The following is an 18275-nucleotide window of genomic DNA, read 5'->3' on the forward strand; positions in this document are numbered from 1 at the left end:
CCCGACACCCGACACCCGACACCCGACACCCGACACGACACCCGACACGACACCCGACACGACACCCGACACGATACCCCACGTTCCACGTGAAACATCAGAACAATCCCAGCTGTTCTTCACCTTTTTCCAACATTGGCACCACCGCATCGCCAACCCGAATTTCTCCGCTTTGAATCACCTTGGCGCAGAGTCCACCGTGCATCAGCATGGCGGCGGTGCCGCCCGGGCCAAGGGCTTCTTCCATCCGATTACACGGATGACATTGAGCGGTGAGTTCGAAGATGGCTTCGCCGATCTGGATTTGCTGGTGCCGTAGCGCTTGCAGGTTGATGCCACTGACGACCAGATTGCGTCGCAGCAGGGCAGGGTCGATTTGATCTCGCTGTAACAGCTTGGCTACCACGTCGATATGTTCAGCCATGATCAGGGTGACCTGACGCGGGCGGAGCCGGGGGTGCCGTCGCAACGGCGGTCGCCGGTCAAACCGAGTTCCTTGATGGCGCGGGTTTGTTCCACCACAAGCACTTCGCCCCGGCGTTCGGTGCGCAGGCCAATCCAGCTCAGCCGACCGGGCTGAATGGTGGGCAGGTAGCGGGCAAACAGGTTACGGCCAGTGTTATTGGATGAAGTGGATTTCACGTTAACTCCCGCGCAGGCAGAACATTATTTAGCAGTAGGTTCACACAACAGAACTTTAACCTCCAGCAGCTGTGCTATTGTCCGCGGCTTTTTCACATCCTGAGGGGAACAAACTATGAACGCGGTAGTAATTGCCGTAGTCCTCATGCTGGGGCTGAGTCTGGCTCGTATGCACGTGATGCTGTCGATGATTATCGCAGCTCTGGTGGGTGGTCTGGTTGGTGGCCTGAATATTCAGCAAACCCTGGATGCCTTTAACAATGGTATTGGCGGTGGTGCCGGTATCGCGCTCAGCTACGCCATGCTGGGGGTGTTTGCGGTGGCTATCTCGCTGTCTGGTTTGCCGCAGTTGCTAGCGGATACCTTGCTGAAGAAAATCGGCAAGCACAGCGAACGGGGTTCGAGCTGGTTGAGCCAGGGCTTGCTGGCGATGTTGATGATCGCCGCCGTGTGTTCCCAGAATCTGGTACCGATCCATATCGCCTTTATTCCGATTCTGGTACCGCCGCTGCTGATGGTGATGGCCAAGCTCAAGCTGGATCGTCGTTTGATTGCCTGTGTGCTGACCTTTGGTCTGATCACCCCTTACATGTTTTTGCCGGTTGGTTTTGGCGCCATCTATCTCGACAAGATCCTGCTCGGTCAGGTGGCTGCAGCCGGTCTGGATGTTGACGGTATTTCGGTGGTACATGCGATGGCGATTCCGGCACTGGGCATGCTGGCCGGTCTGCTGATTGCGGCGCTGGTCAGTTATCGCAAGCCACGGAAGTACGATCTGGGCCTGATTGAAGCCGCTGAAAATACCCAGCACGAATACAACGCCAAATCGCTGTGGGTGGCCGGTATTGCGATTATTGGGGCCTTCGCCATTCAGCTGCTGACCGACTCCATGGTGTTAGGGGCAATGGCGGGTTTCCTGTTGTTCTCTGCAACAGGTGTTATACGCTGGAATGAATCTGAAGGCGTGATCCTGGACGGTATCAAGATGATGGCGTCGATTGGTTTTATCATGATCGCCGCCAATGGTTTTTCGGAAGTGCTGAAAGCCACCGGTGATATCAATACGCTGGTAACCGGTGCGGCGGACTGGCTGGGCAATAACAAGGGCCTGACGTCGTTCCTGTTGCTGGTTGTTGGCTTGCTGCTGACCATGGGTATCGGTTCGTCGTTCTCAACCATCCCGATTATTGCCGCCATCTATGTGCCACTGTGTATGCAGATGGGCTTCAGCCCGCTGGCGATTGTGGCCTTGGTAGGTACGGCCGGTGCGCTGGGTGATGCCGGTTCGCCAGCATCCGATTCAACCCTCGGGCCAACCGCAGGCCTCAACGCGGATGGTCAGCACAACCATATGCGTGACACTGTGATTCCAACCTTCCTGCACTTTAACCTGCCACTGCTGGCAGCGGGTTGGCTGGCAACCATGGTGCTGTGATCCAGCCCGTTTGATTTGCCCGGCTCCGGCGCATTTGGCTGTGCTGGCCGGACAACAAAAAGGCCTCCGCTTCCATGAATGTGAGGGAAGCGGAGGCCTTTTGTTTTTGGGCGCTTGCTGGCGATAGACACAGCAGCGCGAGCAGATCAGAAGCGTTTGCCGCTGGTTGCTGCTTCAACGTATTCGCCGCTGAATGGCACTTCGGAAATGCGCTCAACGTTATCGTTGATCCATTGCTCGTTTTTGGCGTTCAGCTCGGCCGTGCTCATACCTTCGGATTCAAATGGCTGGCTGAATACCACCTTGATCACGCCAGGTGATTTCACCCAGCTGGTGTTCGGCCAGTGATCACCACTATTATGCGCCACCATAATTACCGGAGCGCCGCTTTTGCTGGCCAGCATGGCACCGCCCTTGGAAAATACCTTGCGCTTGCCTGACGGGATTCTGGAGCCTTCCGGGAATACCAGCACGTGGATGCCGGAATCGAGTTTCTCGGAGCCCTGCTGTACCACCTGCTTGAGCGCGTTGGCTTTTTTCGAACGGTCGATAAAGATCGGCCGGATCATCGACAGTGCCCAGCCAAACAGTGGCAAATAGGCCAGCTCTTTCTTCACTACCTGCACGTGCGGATAAATCAGCGTTGGCAGCATGAAGGTTTCCCAGGTGCTCTGGTGTTTGCTCAGAATCACATGGCCGCGGCCATTGCGGGGAATGTTTTCGGCGCCTTCTACTTCACAGCGCACGCCAGCGACCCAGCGCAGGCCAAACATGCACAGGCGACAGTAGATGCCCATGATCCAGAAGTTGCGGGTTTTCAGTGGCAGCAGCGCTCCAACCAGCATCGACGGTATGAACCAGATAATGGTCATCAGCGCCAGCCAGATGTAAAACAGCGCGCTGCGGAGCTTGTGACTGAACGGGGGAGAAGTGACAGTGTTCATTGCCGATGGGCTGGAGTTACTCATATGTCCTGAACGGGCCTGTGTTGAAAAATCGGACAGGTGCGTTTTATACCATTGCCTGCAGGTTTTGATTGTTACGTCATTTCCTATGACTATTTCCATCAGGGCACTGTGGCAATACTGTCCGTACGGTAGAACTGTATTGCCAACGGGCCTGTGTGGCCATAGTAACTGTGAGCCATTTGGTCGGTGACTGGTTCAAACCGTAGTAATAAATTCCGCAAAATCTGACAAATTGTTAAACACTGGAGTATCTGCCAGTTGTGGGTGTTGTGCCAGTTTGGCTTCCGATTTGGCGCCTTTGCCAGTGCGTACCAGCGCCACCCGACAACCGGCAGCCAGCCCGGCTTCCAGATCACGAATCGAATCACCCACCATCCAGGCCCCCTTGGCAGGAATATGTAACGCCTGTTCGATCTGATGAATCAGCCCTGGCAACGGCTTGCGGCAATCACAGCCGTCGTCGGGGCCATGCGGGCACCAGGCGATATGAGCGAACTGACCGCCTTCAGCCGCCGCCAGCGCGATCATCTTATGGTGCATGGCGTCGAGGTCAGCCTGGCTGAAATAACCGCGCGCGAGGCCACTCTGGTTGGTCGCCACAGCGACTTCAAAGCCCTGCTGGCAGAGTTTGCCGACGGCTGCCGCACTGCCATCGATAGCGATCCACTCGTCGACGGATTTGACGTAGTCGTCGGAGTCTTCGTTGAGTACGCCGTCACGATCGAGGATGATGAGTTTGTTCATGATCAATCTACTTTCAAAGAAATGTGAAGCTGCTTGCAATTGTATCCGGCCAGCGTTTATACCAGTGGCCACTGCGGGTACCGTTGGAACATGGCTATGTCCGCCGTTGCTCTAATAGCAGGAAGTTTGATTGCTTAAACAGGGAATGATAATGAAGTTAGGGAATATTTCACTGGCTGTGTCCGCTACGGTCACGGCTGCCATGCTGGGCGGTTGCGCCTCGACGCCGGAATTGATGGTCGATGGACAGTCGCTGCTGCAGACCCGTACGGTCTACACCCAGACCAATCTCCACCCGGATACCAAACTGGCACGACTGTTTTCAATCAACTACCAGCAGGATGGCTTTATTCCCCGTTGTTCGGAAGTGAAGCTGATTGATGTCAGCAGCAGTGAGATGAACTTTGTCTATCAGGGCCAGCGTTATCAATATGTTTACCATGGTGCTTCCGGCGATTTTGATCGCAACATCAAAAAGTACTTCAGCAACCAGTGCGACGATTCGGTGCTGGCGAAGCTGAATGAAATCGACCGCAAGGGTCTGGCTGCCGGCAAGGTTTACGAAGGTATGAGCAAGCTGGGCGTAACGCTGGCAATTGGTTATCCGCCACAGCATGTCACGCCGTCCCTGAAAGCCAGTGTCTGGCGTTACTGGAACAACCGTTTCAACACCTTTATGGTGCATTTCGACGATCAGGGTCTGGTGATTCAGATTCAGGAATGATCTGACGGTGGCGACTGTTTGTTGGCAACCGCCGTCGGCTGCCGCCAGAAATCAAAAAAGTTGAACCACTGGTCGGGGTAGCGCAGCACCAGCTGTTCCAGCCAGTCGGCATAATCCTGCGCGGCCTGACCAATCGACATCTGGCGGTCCTTGCGATTGAGCACCAGCTTGTTGGTGTAGAGACGGAAATCCGCTTCAAATTGTGGCCTGCCTGCCTGCTTGCCCGTGCGCAGGCAGGACATAAAATAGACCGGACTTTTCAGTATCGAAGCCAGCACAAACGGCCCTTCCGGCAACCAGGCATCACGTTCGAGAAAACGGGCGCTGATGCTGCGGTCGCGATGCTGTACCGAGGTACGGTCGGCAACAATCACAATAAATTCACCCGCGGCGATCTTGTCGAGCATACGGATAGCTGTGTCCGGCCCAAACGAGGTCACTTCAAACAGATTGAGGCCGGAATCCGGCGCGACTTTCTGCAGCAGCTCGTTAAAGCGGGCGGCGTTGCGGGTATGCACTACCGCATTGATGCGCAGGTTCGGCAGGTGTTTGCCAATCGCCCGCAAGATTTCCATATTGCCGTGGTGGGAAATCAGAATAACGCCACCGCGGCCGCTGTCGACCGCGGCTTTCATTTCGTCGAACTGACTGAAATGAATGTCGTGCTGGGTGATATCGCCAGTCCAGGCGGAAATCTTGTCGAGTGCCGAGAGGCCAAAATTGAGAAACTGGCGCAACGGTTGTGGCTTCCAGAGTGCCTGCTGACGTTGCTGGCGTACCCGCGCAACCTGCTGTTGGAACTGTTGCGCAGCCCGTCTTTGCTCACCGGCAAAACAATAGAAGTAAGTAATCACAAACAATATGATCACCGTAAACACCGGGCGGCCGAGGTATTTGTAGACCAGTAGCAGCAGGCTCAGGCCGAGCGACGAGCCTTTCTCATCAACTTCCGACCAGTGGCTGTTGCCATCGTGGCCGGTCTGCTTGTGCTGGGTAGGAGCCCGATCTGCCATCAGCGGCTCTGCAACTTGCGTCGCAGCAATACCGGTAACCGCAGCAACATGCCAAAGAAGAGTTTGGTATGCATCCAGCTGATCATCAGGTTATCGCGCCAGACCTTGAAGTTCGAGGTGCCGTTTTCCGGGTAAATCACCCGTGTCGGAATAAATTCCACCGGCACTCCGCGCCAGTACAGCCGCACCATAATCTCGGTGTCAAAATCCATCCGCCGACCAATACGCACCTTGTTGACCAGTTCGGTGAAGGCAGCGACGGGGTAGACCCGGAAGCCACACATGGAATCGGCCAGGCTGAACGACAGGGTTTCAATCCAGACCCACACATGGGTGGCATAACGGCCGTACAGGCGCGCTTTGGGGACGGACTCATCGTACAGCGGCCGCCCGCTGATCAGGGCTTCCGGTTGCTGCTGTGAACGCCGCAGCATGGCTGGAATATCGTCGAGGTTGTGCTGGCCATCGGCATCCACCTGCAGAGCATGGCTGTGGCCTTGCTGCTGTGCCAGCTGAATCGCACTGATCACGGCTTCACCCTTACCACCATTGATGTTCTTGCGCAGCAGGGTCACCTGCTGTGGAGCAAAATCATCGCAAACCTGGCGAATACGGGCAGCGTGTTCGGGCGCTGAGCCGTCGTCCACCACGATCACCGGCAACTGGTACGGCAACAGCCCGCTGATAGTGCTGTGCAGCGTGGTGGAGTGGTTGTAGCAGGGAATAATAAAGCAGTAGCTCACGTCCGTGTGTCCTCCGCTCAGGCGGTACGGGACTGGATCAGGGCTACCAGCGCGTTGACGGAGGCAAAGTGCTCACGGTTTTCTTCAGAATCGTCGGTCAGGGCGATATTGAAGGCTTTCTTGATGGCTACGCCGAGCTCCAGCGCATCAATTGAATCCAGCCCGAGGCCGTCACCAAACAGCGGCGCATCACTGTCGATATCGTCCGGGGTGATGTCTTCCAGATTGAGAGAATCAATGATCAGTTGTTTGATCTGGAGGTCAAGATTGCTCACCAGGGTCATCCTTTTGCTGTGTTCAGTTGGGCCGAATAAGGCCGGCTATTATCCATTCCGGGGCCGCAATATACCAGCGTGATTGGCCTGCGGCGCTGGTCGGGTCTGGCATTCGTTAGCGGTCAGAGTTGCCCAATTGGACTGGACCCAAGCTGAAATTGGCCAGCTCATCGTTGGTGTCATGGTTTGTAAACGGCCGTTATGCTATTTAAGCGGGCTTTGGTGGCAGCTGTGCCACAGAGGATCTGACAAGGACAATTCATGACCCAGCTTGAGCAGTCAGCAGACGTAATTATTATTGGTGCCGGCCCATCCGGTGCGGTGGCGGGAGCCTTGCTGAAGCAGCAGGGTTATCAGGTCACCATTCTGGAGAAGCAAACCTTCCCGCGTTTCTCGATCGGCGAAAGCCTGTTGCCGCAGTGCATGGCCTTGCTGGAGCAGGCCAATATGCTGGCAGCGGTAGAGGCGGAACCGGCGTTCCAGTTCAAGAACGGCGCTGCTTTCCATCGTAATGGCGCTGACACCTTTTTTGACTTCCGCGAAAAATTTACCGAGGGTTGGGGCACCACCTATCAGGTGCAGCGGGCCCGCTTTGACCAGCTGCTGGCCAATGCTGCAGCGGAACAAGGTGTGAGTATTCACTATCAACACGAGATACGTGAAGTCGAGCATTCGGCTGAACAAGTCGTGGTGCATGGGGTTGATGCCGAAGGCCAGCCGTTCAGCATGAGTGGCCGTTTCCTGCTCGACGCCAGTGGTTTTGGCCGGGTACTGCCACGGCTGTTAGAACTGGAAGCGCCGTCCGGTTTCCCGGTCCGTAACGCGCTGTTTACCCATGTGATTGATCGCATCGACTGCGCCAACTACGACCGCAACAAGATTCTGGTGACGGTGCATCCACAGCAGCCGGACGTCTGGTTCTGGCTGATTCCGTTTGCCAACGGCACCTGCTCACTGGGGGTGGTGGCGAAAGAAGAGTTTTTTGCCAACTACGCCGGGCTGGAGCCGAAACAGCGCTTGCAGGCCATCGTTGCTGAAGATCCCAATCTCAGCCGTTTGCTGGCCAATGCCGATTACCCCAACGAGGTAAACCAGATTCATGGTTATTCCGCCAACGTCAAAAGCCTGGTCGGCGAAGGCTACGCGCTGCTCGGCAATGCCGGGGAATTCCTCGACCCGGTGTTCTCGTCTGGCGTCACCATTGCGCTGAAATCCGCTGGTATGGCGGCTGACGTGCTGGGCCGCCAACTGGCCGGTGAACCGGTCGGTTGGGAAGCTGACTATGCCGAACCACTGAAACGCGGTGTTGATACCTTCCGCACCTATGTTGAAGCCTGGTACGACGGCCGCTTCCAGGACGTGATTTTCTACGACAAGGGCAGCGACCAGATTCGCCGTATGATCAGCTCGATTCTGGCCGGTTATGCCTGGGACCAGGCCAACCCGTTTGTGAAGGAATCCGAACGACGGTTAAACACCATCGTCGAAATTGTGCGCGGCTGATTGCGGTGCTGGGGTCTGAGTGGCAGAGCCTGGAGATGTCCAGGCCCTGCATTTCCACCATCGCCCTTGTAGGGTCCCGGCATGCCGGGACGGCTGTTTTTCAGGAAAGCGAAATTACTCACCCTTCCAGCGCTTGAGAATCAGCGAGGTATTAATCCCGCCAAACGCAAAGTTATTGCTCATCACATGGTCGGTTTCAATCTGCCGTGGCTCGCCGACGATGTAATCCAGATCGCCGCACTCCGGGTCCACTTCGGTCAGGTTGACGTTAGGGTGGAACCAGCCTTCGTTCATCATGTTAATACTGACAATCGCCTCTAACGCCCCACAGGCACCGAGCGTATGGCCGGTGAAACCCTTGAAGGAGCTGATCGGCTTTTTGCCAACCACCTTGAACGTGGCCTGGGTTTCAGCGACGTCGCCGCGATCTGTGGCGGTACCGTGGGCGCTGACATAACCAATCTGACTGGCGTCCAGTTGCGCGTCGCGCAGCGCCATTTCCATTGCAATCTGCATGGTGGTGGCGTTTGGCTGGGTGATATGGGCACCGTCAGAGTTGGTACCAAAACCAATGATCTCGGCAATAATCGGCGCACCGCGCTGCAGCGCTGATTCAAGTTCTTCCAGAATCAGGATGCCAGCACCTTCGCCAATCACCAGGCCGTCACGGCCCTTGTCGAACGGCCGTGGAGCCAGCTCGGGGTGATCGTTCTGCAAACTGGTGGCGAACAGGGTGTCGAACACCGCGGCCTGGGTGGCGCTGAGTTCTTCACAACCACCGGCGACCATCATTTGCTGATGGCCATATTTGATCGCCTCGTAGGCATAACCAATGCCCTGGCTGCCGGAGGTACAGGCACTGGAGGTGGTGATAATCCGGCCTTTCAGACCAAAAAAGACGCCAATGTTCACCGGTGCCGTGTGCGGCATCATACGCACGTAAGAAGTGGCGTTGAGGCCGTTGACCGAGTGGTTGAACAGCATCTGGCCGAATTCACCAATGGCGTCCGGGGTACCGGAGGACGAACCGACAGCAACTCCCATGCGGCCATCCTGAATCGACTCATCACCCAGCAAGCCGGCCTGTTCGAGCGCCAGTTCGGTTGCGCGGGTTGCCATCAGTGACATACGTCCCATGCTGCGGGTCGCCTTGCGGCTGTAATGCGTCGGCTTTTCAAAGCAGTCGGCCGGGCCGCCCAGACGGGTGTTCAAGCCTTCGTACTTGTCCCAGTCGCTGATGTAACGAATACCTGTGTTGCCGCTTTTCAGATTGTCGGCAATGGTTTCCCAGTCGGCGCCGATGGGTGAAATGGCCGACATCCCAGTGATTACTACGCGTCGCATCAGCACATACCACCGTTAACAGAAATAACCTGACGGGTCACATAACCCGCATCCTCAGACATCAGGAAGCTGACTACCGCCGCGACCTCTTCCGGCGTGCCCATACGCTGGGCCGGAATAATTTTCAGCGCTTCTTCGAGCACATGTTGCTCTACCATTTCGGTGTCGATCAGCCCGGGCGCGACGCAGTTAACCGTGATCTTGCGTTTCGCCAGCTCGACCGCCAGCGCCTTGCAGGCGCCGATCAAACCGGCTTTGGAAGCACTGTAGTTGACCTGGCCACGGTTGCCGATGACACCGGACACAGATGCCATGGCGACAATACGGCCGGGCTTGCGGCGGCGGATCATCGGCATGGTGAGTGGCTGCACAACGTTAAAAAAGCCGTCCAGATTGGTATGAATCACGGCGTCCCAGTCGTCGTCGCTGAGCGCCGGGAAAGCGCCATCACGGGTCAGCCCGGCGTTACAGACCACGCCGTAATAGGCACCGTGGGTTTCAACGTCGGCTTCGAGAATCTCGCGGCAGGCCTGCCGGTCGGCAATATCAAATTGCAGTACCCGCGCCTGCCGACCCATGGCTTCAATCTGTTGCTGAACCTGCTCGGCTTCATCACGCTTGCTGCGGCAATGCAGCACAATGTCGAAGCCTTCACGGGCCAGTCGTAATGCGACCGCCTTGCCGATACCGCGGCTGGAGCCGGTAACCAGAACGCTGAGGGACTCAGACATGGGTATTTCCTTTTGCAGATTCCATAAATTCATCAATATTCGGTGGCTGAAATACATTCAGCCGGGCCTGCTGCTGCTGGGGCTTGTGCGTCAGCGGGTCGATAAAACTGAGGCTGCATTCAAACGAGCCGAGGCCGTTGGCATCCTGTAACAGCCGTTCGACCTTGATGGTCAATTCAGCGCCAACCGGGAAAAAATCACAGCTGCTGCTGAATTTGCGGCTGCCGAGCAGAAACCCCACGGAGGCTTTACCGCCGGCGGCTTTGGCCTGACTGCCAGCCCAGGCGGCAATCGCCTGGGCCATATATTCGATGCCCAGCCAGCCAGGGATGCCGCGACTTCCCGTGGCTGTGCAGGCAAAAAACTCGGCGCCGGGATGCACCCGCACCATGGCGGTGAGGCTGTCGCTACCATAGCTGATGACGTCGTCGAGCAAACTCATGGTGCCACTGTGCGGCACCAGCTCGGCAACCGCGTATTCAGCCGCCTGTTCCTGTAAATCAGTCATGGCTGGCACGCTCCAGTAACAGCGAAATATTGTTGCCGCCAAAGGCAAACGAGTTACTCAGTACAAACCGTGGCGGCTGTGGCAGCCAGCTGCCGGATTCGGCCAGCTGGATTGGCGCCAGACTGGCATCGGCATCGCCGTTCCAGCGATGCGGCGGCAGTTCGCCTTGTTGCTGCAGCGTCAGCCAGCACAAGCCCGCTTCGATCGCTCCGGCAGCACCCAGTGTGTGGCCGGTCAGGCGTTTGGTCGACGACACTGGCAGCTGTGCACCAAACAGCTGGTGCACGGCCCTGGCTTCCATCTGGTCATTCTGTGGCGTGGCAGTGCCGTGCAGATTAATGTAATCCACCTCGGCCGCCTTGATCTGGCGTTGCTGTAACGCCTGTTGCATGGCTGCAATAGCACCCAGACCTTCGGGATGCGGAGCGGAAATATGATGGGCATCGGAGCTTTCACCGGCACCGGCGAGAATCACCGGGCCAGGCTCTCGACTCATCAGAAATAACGCCGCGCCTTCACCAATATTGATGCCATTACGGCTGGCACCCGACGGGTTACACAAGTCCGCCGACAGGCTTTCGAGTGAACCAAAGCCCTGAATCGTCATGGCGGCGAGGGAGTCAACACCACCGGCAATCACCAGGTCACAGACGTCCTGTTGCAGCATGCGCCGAGCGCTGGCAAGCGCCTTGGCACCAGACGAACAAGCGGTAGAGATCACCAGCCTTGGACCACAGGCGTTGACCAGCTGTGCGAGTGACAATGCCGGAGCGGAAATTTCCTGAATCGAATAGCGGCTGGTGGAGGCGTGAATGCCATGATCGAGCCAGTTGGCAACCGTGTCGCCAGCTTCGGCAATACCACTGGTGCTGCTGCCCAGCACAATGCCGATACGTTCCGGCGCGATGTGCTGGCTGGCCTGTTCAAATTGCGCACGGATCTGTTCAAAGGCGCTGAACAACAACTGGTTGTTGCGGGAACGCTGGTGCTCCGGTAGCGATTCCAGGCTGCAGAGCGGCTCGTGCACCTGGCCGACATAAACCGGTTGCGGGCTCCACTGGCTCGACCGCGTTAGCGGCTGGGCGTTTGGGTCCTGCAGGGTTTGCCAGATTTGTTCTGGTGAGTGACCAAGCGAGCAGACCATTCCCAGCTGATTCAGATAAACGGGAACATCCGCCATCACAACATTTCCATATTCAGGGTCGTGATCCGGACCTGCTGGCCCAGATCGGGTATTTCGATGACAAGTTCAGCGCCAGCCTGATCCGCAACCGTGGAATCTGCCGCGCCAGCAGCGCCAATCAATCGATAAACAAGGTGGGAATCATAATATAACCGGCGTTCTCCGGTCACGGCCTGCAGCGACCAGCCAGAACCCTGCAGCTGCTGCTGAATGGCTGCCAGTGGCCAATAGGCCAGCTGGATCTGTGACAGGATCGCCTGCACATCAATCTGCGCAGGAACCAGCGGCGAGACACGGGTTTGCAGCTGTTCACCGTCGTAAATCGCCCGCATCAATTCCTGTCCAGTAGCCGCCAGCCCGACCAGCACCATCTGCTCCTGATCGACCGACCAGCTGGCGATCATGGCTCTGGAAGCATCGTCTGCCTGACTGACCTGCTGGGTCACCTGCGCCTTAAATCCGGCGGCAGCCGGACTGAGTAGCGGTGGACGGAAATCTTCGGCTTTGGGCATTAGCAGGCTGCAACCACTGCTGCTCAGCATACTGATAAGAGCAAAGGCAAAGACGACCAACGGCAGCACGGATGTGCGGATACCTGGGTTAAGCATACGGTGGTTAGTCATCTTGGGATCCCAGCGTAAAGACCGGCGTCAGCAGCCACACCAGCACCACACCACAGAGCACAGTAGCGCCGAAATACATCAGCACCGGCGTGCTGGACAGTGCCAGCAGGCCAAACGCCAGCAAGGTAGTTAACGCCGACATGGCTACCGCCAGCCAAGTATAAAGGCTGTTGCGGCTGTTAATCAGGAAAATTCCCGCATCCAGGCCGATGCCCAGTACCAGCAGCAAGGCCAGCAGGTTAAACAGCGTCAGCTGCATTCCCAGCAACGACAGCAAGGTCAGCGTCAGGCCACTGGCCAGCGCCGGACCGGCAACAATACGCCAGGCGCGCCAGCGGTAGCGTAATGCCAGCAGCGCCAGCACCGCTGCGTAGGCCAGCGCAATCCACCAACCCATGCTGTGGCGATAATGCTGCAGCACCTGGCTGATGGCTGCCGGACGGTCGATCAGTTGCAGCCAGTCACGCATGGCCGGATCAGCCAGCAGCGGTTGCAATTGTTGATCCAGACTGGTGGGCACAGCGCCACCAAAATTCACCACGGCGTAGTAGCTGTTTTCGAATTGCCCCAACCATAAATGTCGCAGGCTGGCGCTAAAATCGGCCTGCTGCCATTGGTCCGGGCTGATGCTGTGGCTGGCGCGGCTGTGGAAATCGGCCCGCGCTGCGGCGCTGAGTTCGGCTGCGCCAAGCTGCTGGGTGAACTGATCCAGCAGGCCATTTGCGGCATAAACCTGATTGGCTAACAGCTGATAGTCAGCCTGCTGCTGCTGTTGCGGTGCCAGCTGCTGACTGATGCTCTGGTAATACAAACCGGGATTGTGCTGATTGAGCTGATCCAGTTCTGGTTGCAGCTGTTGCAGGTGTTGCAGCAGTTGCTGTTCAGAGTTTCCGGACACCAGCAAATAACGCGACCAGGACACACCGCCAGCCAGCTGGTTGACTTGCTGATCGGCTTTTAACAGCGCCAGCGGCGAGGTTTGCAGCCGCACGATACTGTCGTCGAAACTGAGTCGCGGCAGCTGCCATACCGACAAGCCAGCCAACAACAGCACCACCACGGCGACGCTGGGCTGGTTGGCCCTTGGCCAGCGTTGGCGAATGTGGTCGAGGCCGCGCAATAGGTAGGCGACGTGGGGATTGGCGGGCAGCCGTCGGGTCAGCACGGGTAGTAGCCCAATTACCGTCAGCCAGGCACCGATCAGACCGGCGGCGGAAAACACCGCCATTTGTTGCAAGCCGGGAAAGGGTGCCGCAGCCTGCGCCAGATAGGCCAATACACTGGAAAACATCCCCAGCGTAATCGCCGTCATTACCGGGCTGTGGCGGTTGTTTGGGCGGTCGTCTGCACTGCCTGGCTGTTCCAGCCGGTGACAGAGGTAATGCAGCGAATAGTCGATGGCGACACCAACCAGGCTGGCACCAAAAGCGAGGGTAATGATATGCACCCGTTCAAACAGCAGCAGACAGGTCGCCATCGCCAGCAAACAGCCACATAACAGTGGCAGGAACACCAGCAGCAGGTACGACGGCCGCCGGAACACCAGCAGTATCAGCAGCACAATGCCGACCAGTGACAGCGCTCCGATGGTGGATATTTCCTGTTTGGCCTGCGCCGCGCCATAACTGGCGTGGATGATCAGGCCGGTATAACTGAGGCCATCAACCGACGCTTTGAGTTGCTCAAGTAACTGGCCGACCTGCTGTTGATAGCCCATTGCAAACGGGCTGCCATTCAGGTCTGCCACCAGAATCCGGTGCCATAACTGGCCTTTTGCGGTCTGTTCCAGCCGGGTCGGCCAGTCATCCTGCAGACTGATGCCATGACTCGGCAGTGCCTGTTCGCGCCAATGATCGAACAGCTGTAAGGGGTCGTCGCTGAGGTGCTGGGCCAGACTGCCACCCAGTGGTGAATACAAACGGCTGATGGCCTTGCTCACCAGTGGATTGGCTGCTGAGCTATTGGTCGGCGTATTTTCCAGCAGCTGGCGGTCGGTGTTGGTCAGATGGTAATAACGCCAGTCGTACAGCTGTTCGAGCGCTTGCTGCAGCTGGCTGGCATCGGTATGGCCGGTGATCTGTTTGAACAGCCCGGATTGCTGTAACGCCTGTTGTAATTGGCTGGCGTTGGCAGCGCTTGCCTGACGCTGGCCGGACACCACCAGAATCAGCCGTTGGCTGGCGTTATCCGCCAGCTGATTGTTGGCGAAATCGGCCGCGGCGCTGTTCTCCTCGGCGGGCAGCAACGCCAGAATGCTGGTGTCGAATTGCAGTCCGCGACTGATTTGCCAGCCGCAAAACAGCAGCGCTGCCAGCATCACCAGCAGCCAGCTGGTTAACCAGGTCGTTTGGCTGGTCTTGCGGTTGGTTGTTGGGCTTGTAGCAGCGGACATCAGTCCGCCTCGATGGTGAAACGGATTTCGGTGCGATCACCGCTGGCTTCGTGCAGCACCAGACCTTGCAGCTGTTGGGCGCCCGTCATGTCGATCTGGCTGAAGAAGTTTTTCAGCACCTCGCTTTTGGGCGTCAGCTGCAACTGCCACGGCTGATCCGGCTGCTGTGCGCCGCTGATATCAAAGGTGGTTTGCAGGGTTGCCAGATCACCGGCAAAAATCGCCGCCATGATGTTGGCGACTGTGGTGGTTTGTGGGCTGTTGGCATCGCTCTGCCACACCAGCTGGCCATTCTGGGTTTGCGAAATACCGCTGTCGCTGATCACCACGGTGCTGGCGATCGGCTGTTCGATTTGCCAGCTCAGCCCTTGCTGGCGCTGATACACAAAGCGGCCGCTGGAGTGCAGCGGCCGTGGCAGCACGGCCAGATACTTGTCCTGCTGGAACTGGCCTTGCAGCTGGTCTGTCGGGGTCAGAATTCGGGCAATCTGGTCGGCATCCAGCTCGGTAGCGAGTGTCTGGGCCTGCACTGGCAGTGCTGTTGGCAGACTCAGCGCCATTCCAAGCAGCAAGATCCGGCCGCAGCGCAAGCGGCTTAAGAGACTCATAAATGCGCCTCGACCTTGTCGATCAGGATCTGTGGGGACTCATAACACATGCTTTGAGTGCTCATATCAACGGCCACCATGGTGGTGGTGGCACGGGTGATACGTTTGCCGCTGGCGTTACGGATTTCATAACGAATATGCAGTCGGTCGACCCATTCGGCCAGCGTCGCGGTGACGCTAACGGTTTCGCCGAAACAGGCTGGTCCCGGGTAACGGATGTGCAGGTCGATGACTGGCCAGGCGTAGCCGGAGGCTTTCATCTCGTTGTAGTTGTATTCGATCTTGTCGAGCAGGGCGCAGCGGGCGATTTCCAGGTATTTGGCGTAATGGCCGTGCCACACCACATTCATCATGTCGACGTCGTGAAACGGAACCTGGATTTCAACAGAAGCACTGATCATAACGGCTGTCCGGTAACTGAAGCGGCATTGGTACCAGCATGGGCATGGTCGGAAGAGGTTGGTTCAGAAAAACTGCTGGCCGCAGGCACCGAAAAACTGATAGCACCGGACGAATTGGCCTTGTCACCGCTGCGATAACTGAACTGCAGATCGACACCATCTTGCCGCGCTTTCAGGGATAACGTCAGGCTGACGCGGTCACCCGGCACAATCGGGTTGGCGAACTTGATGTTTTTCATGCCACAGAAGCGGGCCGGGAAATCCAGATAACGCCGTGCCAGCGCAATCGCCCAGTCGGTTTGCACCACGCCGGGCAGAATCGGGTAGTTGTCGAAATGGCCGTCGAACCAGCGCAGCCCGGTGCCAATCTGCAGATCGAGTTGCAGCTCTGGATTGTCTGCCTCACCGACCCGCTGTTCGGTCATGATGGTGGGCCAGCGCTCGGAAGCCTCAAATCGGTCGAGCAGATCCTGCAGCAGGGTTTTGCCCTGCGAGTTACGGGGAATCTCCAGCACGATACGCCATTTGCGTGGCAATAACGGCCGTTCGAAGTGCAGCAACAAGGTCTGTTTGAAGCCCTCCAGCAAGGCCTTGCGACCCTGCTGTTGCAGCTGCTGGCGACCCGCCTCGGTAAGTGACAGCACCGCCGCGACTTCGTCGCGATGGCCATGCAGCACCAGGCTGCGGGCTTCTTCAATAAAGGGGCTTTGTTGCAGCTGCTGATCCATCGCCGTCAGCGACAGCCGCTTGCCTTCGACTTTGGCAATCCGGTCGGTGCGGCCTAACAGGGTGAAGGTATTGTCTGGCTGCAGCTGCACCCGGTCGGTGGTAGCGTACCATTCGAGGTCGGCCAGAAACGGCGAGCGAATCTCCAGGCACTGGTTGTCCGGGCTGACACGCACGTCGATGCCGGGGCCGGGAGTCCAGTGGCTTTGTTCGGCACGATGCTGACGGCGCCAGGCGATACCACCGGTTTCGGAGCTGCCGAGAATCTCGTTGACGTTGGTGTCGAACCGGCGGGCGGATTCCACCGAGGCGGTTTCCGGCAGCGGTGCCCCGGAGCTGAAAATCATCCGGCTGTGCTGGCGCAAGGCCTGCCAGTCGAAGTTGTCTGGCAGCCGTGACAAGTGGGTCGGACTGCTGACCAGCAAGAACGACGGATTCGCCAGCATCGGCAAGGCACTGCTGACGTCTTCGATAAAGGCGCAGGTATCGCGCCACATCGGCCGACCTTCTGCCAGTGGCCACAGCTGCCGGTACAGCATGCCGTAAATATGGTGGTGGCTGACAGTGCCAATGCTGCAGCTGTCGGCGTCGAGGTCGCTGCCCCACAGCTGCTCCAGCGCGGTGGTTTCTACCGCCATCTGGCGTAATGCCTTGGCAATCGCCTTGGGTTCGCCGGAGGAACCCGAGGTAAAGATTTCCAGCAGTGGCGCGTGGTAATCCAGCGCTTGCGCCAGCGCTGTCAAAGGCTCTGCACCACAACCGGCTTCAGCATCCAGCCAGGGTTTGCTGGTCCTGACGTCAAAGTCACCGGCAAAGGCGTCGACCAGTGGTGCCAGTGCCTCCACGGTGCCGGGGTTGTTGGCACCCGGCACGCAGGAAATCAGTTGCTGGCTCCAGAGCGCAAACAGGATGGCGGTGAATTCGGCCAGATCCGGGTGATAAACCGCACAGCGCAGCAGCGCCGGGTTTTCAGCTTTGGCCTGTTGCAGCCGTAGTTGCCAGTCGGCCACCCGTTGCAGCCAGTCGGCCACGGTTAAATTACCCTGTTGGCCATAAAACAGCAGCGCCTGTGGATCGGCAGGGGATTGGTAGCGTTGTTCGAAGCGAGTGAAATTGTCAGCCATGCTGTTCCCGTTTTACCCGACGGCGTACCAGCAGTTCCGCCGTCATCAGGGTTCCCATCAACAGATAGGAAATCAGTCCATTATATAAAGTCCACAAGGCGTCATCGCCGTACAGCACCGTCGCGAGGGCGATGCAGCCGTTGGCCGCAAAAAACAGGCACCAGACTTTGGTCACCTTACGGGTGTAAGTCACCCCGCTGGGGGGCAGCTCGGGTTCTTTCAGACGGGCGAGTCTTTCCACCACGGTTTGTGGTTGGCGCAGGCTCCAGCCAAACAGCACCAGCAGGTTGAAGCTGATCAGCACCGGGTAGAGTTTCAGCGCCAGTGCATCACCGGAAACCCAGGTCCAGCCTGCCAGCACTGCCAGTATCAACACCATCAGCCAGCGACTGCCGGAGGCGGCGGCACCCGCTGAGAGGCTGCGGGCAACCCCCAGCGTCAGCAACAGCAGCGCCAGGTAACGCACATCGAAGTACTGCAGGCCGAAGTACACCGCCAGTGGGTAGCACAACGACAGCAGCACGATGAGGACGGTAAAAAACGGTTTCATGCGGGCCGGGTACCGGTGTTGGTAGGCAGGGTGGCGAT

20 protein-coding genes are annotated in these 18275 nt (G+C 57.7%); 3 read left to right on the top strand and 17 right to left on the bottom strand.

Annotated elements, in window-relative coordinates; all coding sequences use genetic code 11:
- Window positions 1-97: 97 nt before the first annotated feature.
- Complete coding sequence (locus K6123_RS23100) at window positions 98-424, bottom strand: MOSC domain-containing protein (protein WP_246624552.1); 327 nt, start codon at window positions 422-424, stop codon at window positions 98-100.
- 2 nt (window positions 425-426) lie between these two features.
- On the bottom strand, window positions 427-642 hold the full coding sequence (locus K6123_RS23105) for a hypothetical protein (RefSeq protein ID WP_246624553.1): 216 nt from the start codon (window positions 640-642) through the stop codon (window positions 427-429).
- Between the two features lie 115 nt (window positions 643-757).
- Here K6123_RS23105 and K6123_RS01110 point away from each other — a divergent pair, with 115 nt between their 5' ends.
- The gene (locus K6123_RS01110; RefSeq protein WP_221793276.1) at window positions 758-2077 is read left to right on the top strand and encodes a Na+/H+ antiporter family protein; all 1320 of its coding nucleotides are present in this window, start codon (window positions 758-760) and stop codon (window positions 2075-2077) included.
- Between the two features lie 146 nt (window positions 2078-2223).
- Here K6123_RS01110 and K6123_RS01115 read toward each other — a convergent pair whose 3' ends face one another.
- Together K6123_RS01115 and gmhB are read right to left on the bottom strand one after the other, a co-directional pair.
- A complete protein-coding gene (locus tag K6123_RS01115; RefSeq protein ID WP_221793278.1) occupies window positions 2224-3045 on the bottom strand; it encodes a lysophospholipid acyltransferase family protein in 822 nt (273 codons plus the stop codon).
- A 195-nt stretch (window positions 3046-3240) separates the two neighbouring features.
- Window positions 3241-3789 (bottom strand): D-glycero-beta-D-manno-heptose 1,7-bisphosphate 7-phosphatase, encoded by a 549-nt coding sequence (gene gmhB, locus K6123_RS01120; RefSeq protein WP_221793280.1) that lies wholly within the window; start codon window positions 3787-3789, stop codon window positions 3241-3243.
- 151 nt (window positions 3790-3940) lie between these two features.
- Between gmhB and K6123_RS01125 the strand changes: the two genes are divergently transcribed.
- Complete coding sequence (locus tag K6123_RS01125) at window positions 3941-4513, top strand: hypothetical protein (RefSeq protein ID WP_221793283.1); 573 nt, start codon at window positions 3941-3943, stop codon at window positions 4511-4513.
- On the opposite strand, the gene K6123_RS01130 is transcribed toward K6123_RS01125, so the two are convergent.
- Genes K6123_RS01130 through K6123_RS01140 form a run of 3 tightly spaced genes read right to left on the bottom strand, consistent with a single transcriptional unit; the run spans window position 4504 to window position 6553 of the window.
- A complete protein-coding gene (locus K6123_RS01130) occupies window positions 4504-5526 on the bottom strand; it encodes a lysophospholipid acyltransferase family protein (RefSeq protein ID WP_221793285.1) in 1023 nt (340 codons plus the stop codon). The genes K6123_RS01125 and K6123_RS01130 overlap by 10 nt on opposite strands.
- Window positions 5526-6269, bottom strand: coding sequence for a glycosyltransferase family 2 protein (locus K6123_RS01135; protein WP_343223940.1), 744 nt, complete (start codon window positions 6267-6269; stop codon window positions 5526-5528). The genes K6123_RS01130 and K6123_RS01135 overlap by 1 nt, the downstream gene beginning before the upstream one ends.
- Before the next feature lie 17 nt (window positions 6270-6286).
- Entirely contained in the window at window positions 6287-6553 is a 267-nt protein-coding gene (locus K6123_RS01140; RefSeq protein ID WP_221793287.1) for a phosphopantetheine-binding protein, read from the bottom strand.
- A 252-nt stretch (window positions 6554-6805) separates the two neighbouring features.
- On the opposite strand from K6123_RS01140, the gene K6123_RS01145 reads away from it, so the two are divergent.
- Window positions 6806-8047, top strand: a complete 1242-nt coding sequence (locus tag K6123_RS01145; protein WP_221793289.1) for an NAD(P)/FAD-dependent oxidoreductase — start codon at window positions 6806-6808, stop codon at window positions 8045-8047.
- A 114-nt stretch (window positions 8048-8161) separates the two neighbouring features.
- On the opposite strand, the gene K6123_RS01150 is transcribed toward K6123_RS01145, so the two are convergent.
- From K6123_RS01150 to K6123_RS01195, 10 genes are read right to left on the bottom strand one after another with little or no spacing between them, the layout of a single operon-like run.
- The gene (locus K6123_RS01150; RefSeq protein WP_221793291.1) at window positions 8162-9391 is read right to left on the bottom strand and encodes a beta-ketoacyl-ACP synthase; all 1230 of its coding nucleotides are present in this window, start codon (window positions 9389-9391) and stop codon (window positions 8162-8164) included.
- A complete protein-coding gene (locus K6123_RS01155) occupies window positions 9391-10122 on the bottom strand; it encodes a 3-ketoacyl-ACP reductase FabG2 (protein WP_221793292.1) in 732 nt (243 codons plus the stop codon). Before K6123_RS01155 ends, K6123_RS01150 begins: the two co-directional genes overlap by 1 nt.
- Entirely contained in the window at window positions 10115-10630 is a 516-nt protein-coding gene (locus K6123_RS01160) for a hotdog family protein (RefSeq protein WP_221793294.1), read from the bottom strand. Before K6123_RS01160 ends, K6123_RS01155 begins: the two co-directional genes overlap by 8 nt.
- The gene (locus K6123_RS01165; RefSeq protein WP_221793296.1) at window positions 10623-11810 is read right to left on the bottom strand and encodes a beta-ketoacyl-ACP synthase; all 1188 of its coding nucleotides are present in this window, start codon (window positions 11808-11810) and stop codon (window positions 10623-10625) included. The genes K6123_RS01160 and K6123_RS01165 overlap by 8 nt, the downstream gene beginning before the upstream one ends.
- Window positions 11810-12436 carry a DUF3261 domain-containing protein gene (locus K6123_RS01170; RefSeq protein WP_221793298.1) on the bottom strand — a complete coding sequence of 209 codons (627 nt, stop codon included), beginning with the start codon at window positions 12434-12436 and terminating at the stop codon, window positions 11810-11812. Before K6123_RS01170 ends, K6123_RS01165 begins: the two co-directional genes overlap by 1 nt.
- On the bottom strand, window positions 12429-14828 hold the full coding sequence (locus tag K6123_RS01175; RefSeq protein WP_221793300.1) for an MMPL family transporter: 2400 nt from the start codon (window positions 14826-14828) through the stop codon (window positions 12429-12431). Before K6123_RS01175 ends, K6123_RS01170 begins: the two co-directional genes overlap by 8 nt.
- On the bottom strand, window positions 14828-15436 hold the full coding sequence (locus K6123_RS01180) for an outer membrane lipoprotein carrier protein LolA (protein ID WP_221793302.1): 609 nt from the start codon (window positions 15434-15436) through the stop codon (window positions 14828-14830). Before K6123_RS01180 ends, K6123_RS01175 begins: the two co-directional genes overlap by 1 nt.
- Window positions 15433-15837, bottom strand: a complete 405-nt coding sequence (locus K6123_RS01185; RefSeq protein ID WP_246624554.1) for an acyl-CoA thioesterase — start codon at window positions 15835-15837, stop codon at window positions 15433-15435. Before K6123_RS01185 ends, K6123_RS01180 begins: the two co-directional genes overlap by 4 nt.
- Window positions 15834-17687 carry an ApeI family dehydratase gene (locus K6123_RS01190; protein ID WP_221793304.1) on the bottom strand — a complete coding sequence of 618 codons (1854 nt, stop codon included), beginning with the start codon at window positions 17685-17687 and terminating at the stop codon, window positions 15834-15836. Before K6123_RS01190 ends, K6123_RS01185 begins: the two co-directional genes overlap by 4 nt.
- Window positions 17680-18237 (bottom strand): COG4648 family protein, encoded by a 558-nt coding sequence (locus tag K6123_RS01195; RefSeq protein WP_221793306.1) that lies wholly within the window; start codon window positions 18235-18237, stop codon window positions 17680-17682. Before K6123_RS01195 ends, K6123_RS01190 begins: the two co-directional genes overlap by 8 nt.
- Window positions 18238-18275: the final 38 nt, after the last annotated feature.

Origin of the sequence: Oceanobacter mangrovi, from assembly GCF_019740315.1 — a bacterium.
Taxonomy (GTDB): Bacteria; Pseudomonadota; Gammaproteobacteria; order Pseudomonadales; family Oceanobacteraceae; genus Oceanobacter; species Oceanobacter mangrovi.

Bases quoted from the DNA above. Each gene is read 5' to 3' on its own strand.
- K6123_RS23100 (WP_246624552.1), bottom strand. From the start codon at position 424: ATGGCTGAACATATCGACGTGGTAGCCAAGCTGTTACAGCGAGATCAA.
- K6123_RS01110 (WP_221793276.1), top strand. From the start codon at position 758: ATGAACGCGGTAGTAATTGCCGTAGTCCTCATGCTGGGGCTGAGTCTG.
- K6123_RS01115 (WP_221793278.1), bottom strand. From the start codon at position 3,045: ATGAGTAACTCCAGCCCATCGGCAATGAACACTGTCACTTCTCCCCCG.
- gmhB (WP_221793280.1), bottom strand. From the start codon at position 3,789: ATGAACAAACTCATCATCCTCGATCGTGACGGCGTACTCAACGAAGAC.
- K6123_RS01125 (WP_221793283.1), top strand. From the start codon at position 3,941: ATGAAGTTAGGGAATATTTCACTGGCTGTGTCCGCTACGGTCACGGCT.
- K6123_RS01130 (WP_221793285.1), bottom strand. From the start codon at position 5,526: ATGGCAGATCGGGCTCCTACCCAGCACAAGCAGACCGGCCACGATGGC.
- K6123_RS01140 (WP_221793287.1), bottom strand. From the start codon at position 6,553: ATGACCCTGGTGAGCAATCTTGACCTCCAGATCAAACAACTGATCATT.
- K6123_RS01145 (WP_221793289.1), top strand. From the start codon at position 6,806: ATGACCCAGCTTGAGCAGTCAGCAGACGTAATTATTATTGGTGCCGGC.
- K6123_RS01150 (WP_221793291.1), bottom strand. From the start codon at position 9,391: ATGCGACGCGTAGTAATCACTGGGATGTCGGCCATTTCACCCATCGGC.
- K6123_RS01155 (WP_221793292.1), bottom strand. From the start codon at position 10,122: ATGTCTGAGTCCCTCAGCGTTCTGGTTACCGGCTCCAGCCGCGGTATC.
- K6123_RS01160 (WP_221793294.1), bottom strand. From the start codon at position 10,630: ATGACTGATTTACAGGAACAGGCGGCTGAATACGCGGTTGCCGAGCTG.
- K6123_RS01165 (WP_221793296.1), bottom strand. From the start codon at position 11,810: ATGGCGGATGTTCCCGTTTATCTGAATCAGCTGGGAATGGTCTGCTCG.
- K6123_RS01170 (WP_221793298.1), bottom strand. From the start codon at position 12,436: ATGACTAACCACCGTATGCTTAACCCAGGTATCCGCACATCCGTGCTG.
- K6123_RS01175 (WP_221793300.1), bottom strand. From the start codon at position 14,828: ATGTCCGCTGCTACAAGCCCAACAACCAACCGCAAGACCAGCCAAACG.
- K6123_RS01180 (WP_221793302.1), bottom strand. From the start codon at position 15,436: ATGAGTCTCTTAAGCCGCTTGCGCTGCGGCCGGATCTTGCTGCTTGGA.
- K6123_RS01185 (WP_246624554.1), bottom strand. From the start codon at position 15,837: ATGATCAGTGCTTCTGTTGAAATCCAGGTTCCGTTTCACGACGTCGAC.
- K6123_RS01190 (WP_221793304.1), bottom strand. From the start codon at position 17,687: ATGGCTGACAATTTCACTCGCTTCGAACAACGCTACCAATCCCCTGCC.
- K6123_RS01195 (WP_221793306.1), bottom strand. From the start codon at position 18,237: ATGAAACCGTTTTTTACCGTCCTCATCGTGCTGCTGTCGTTGTGCTAC.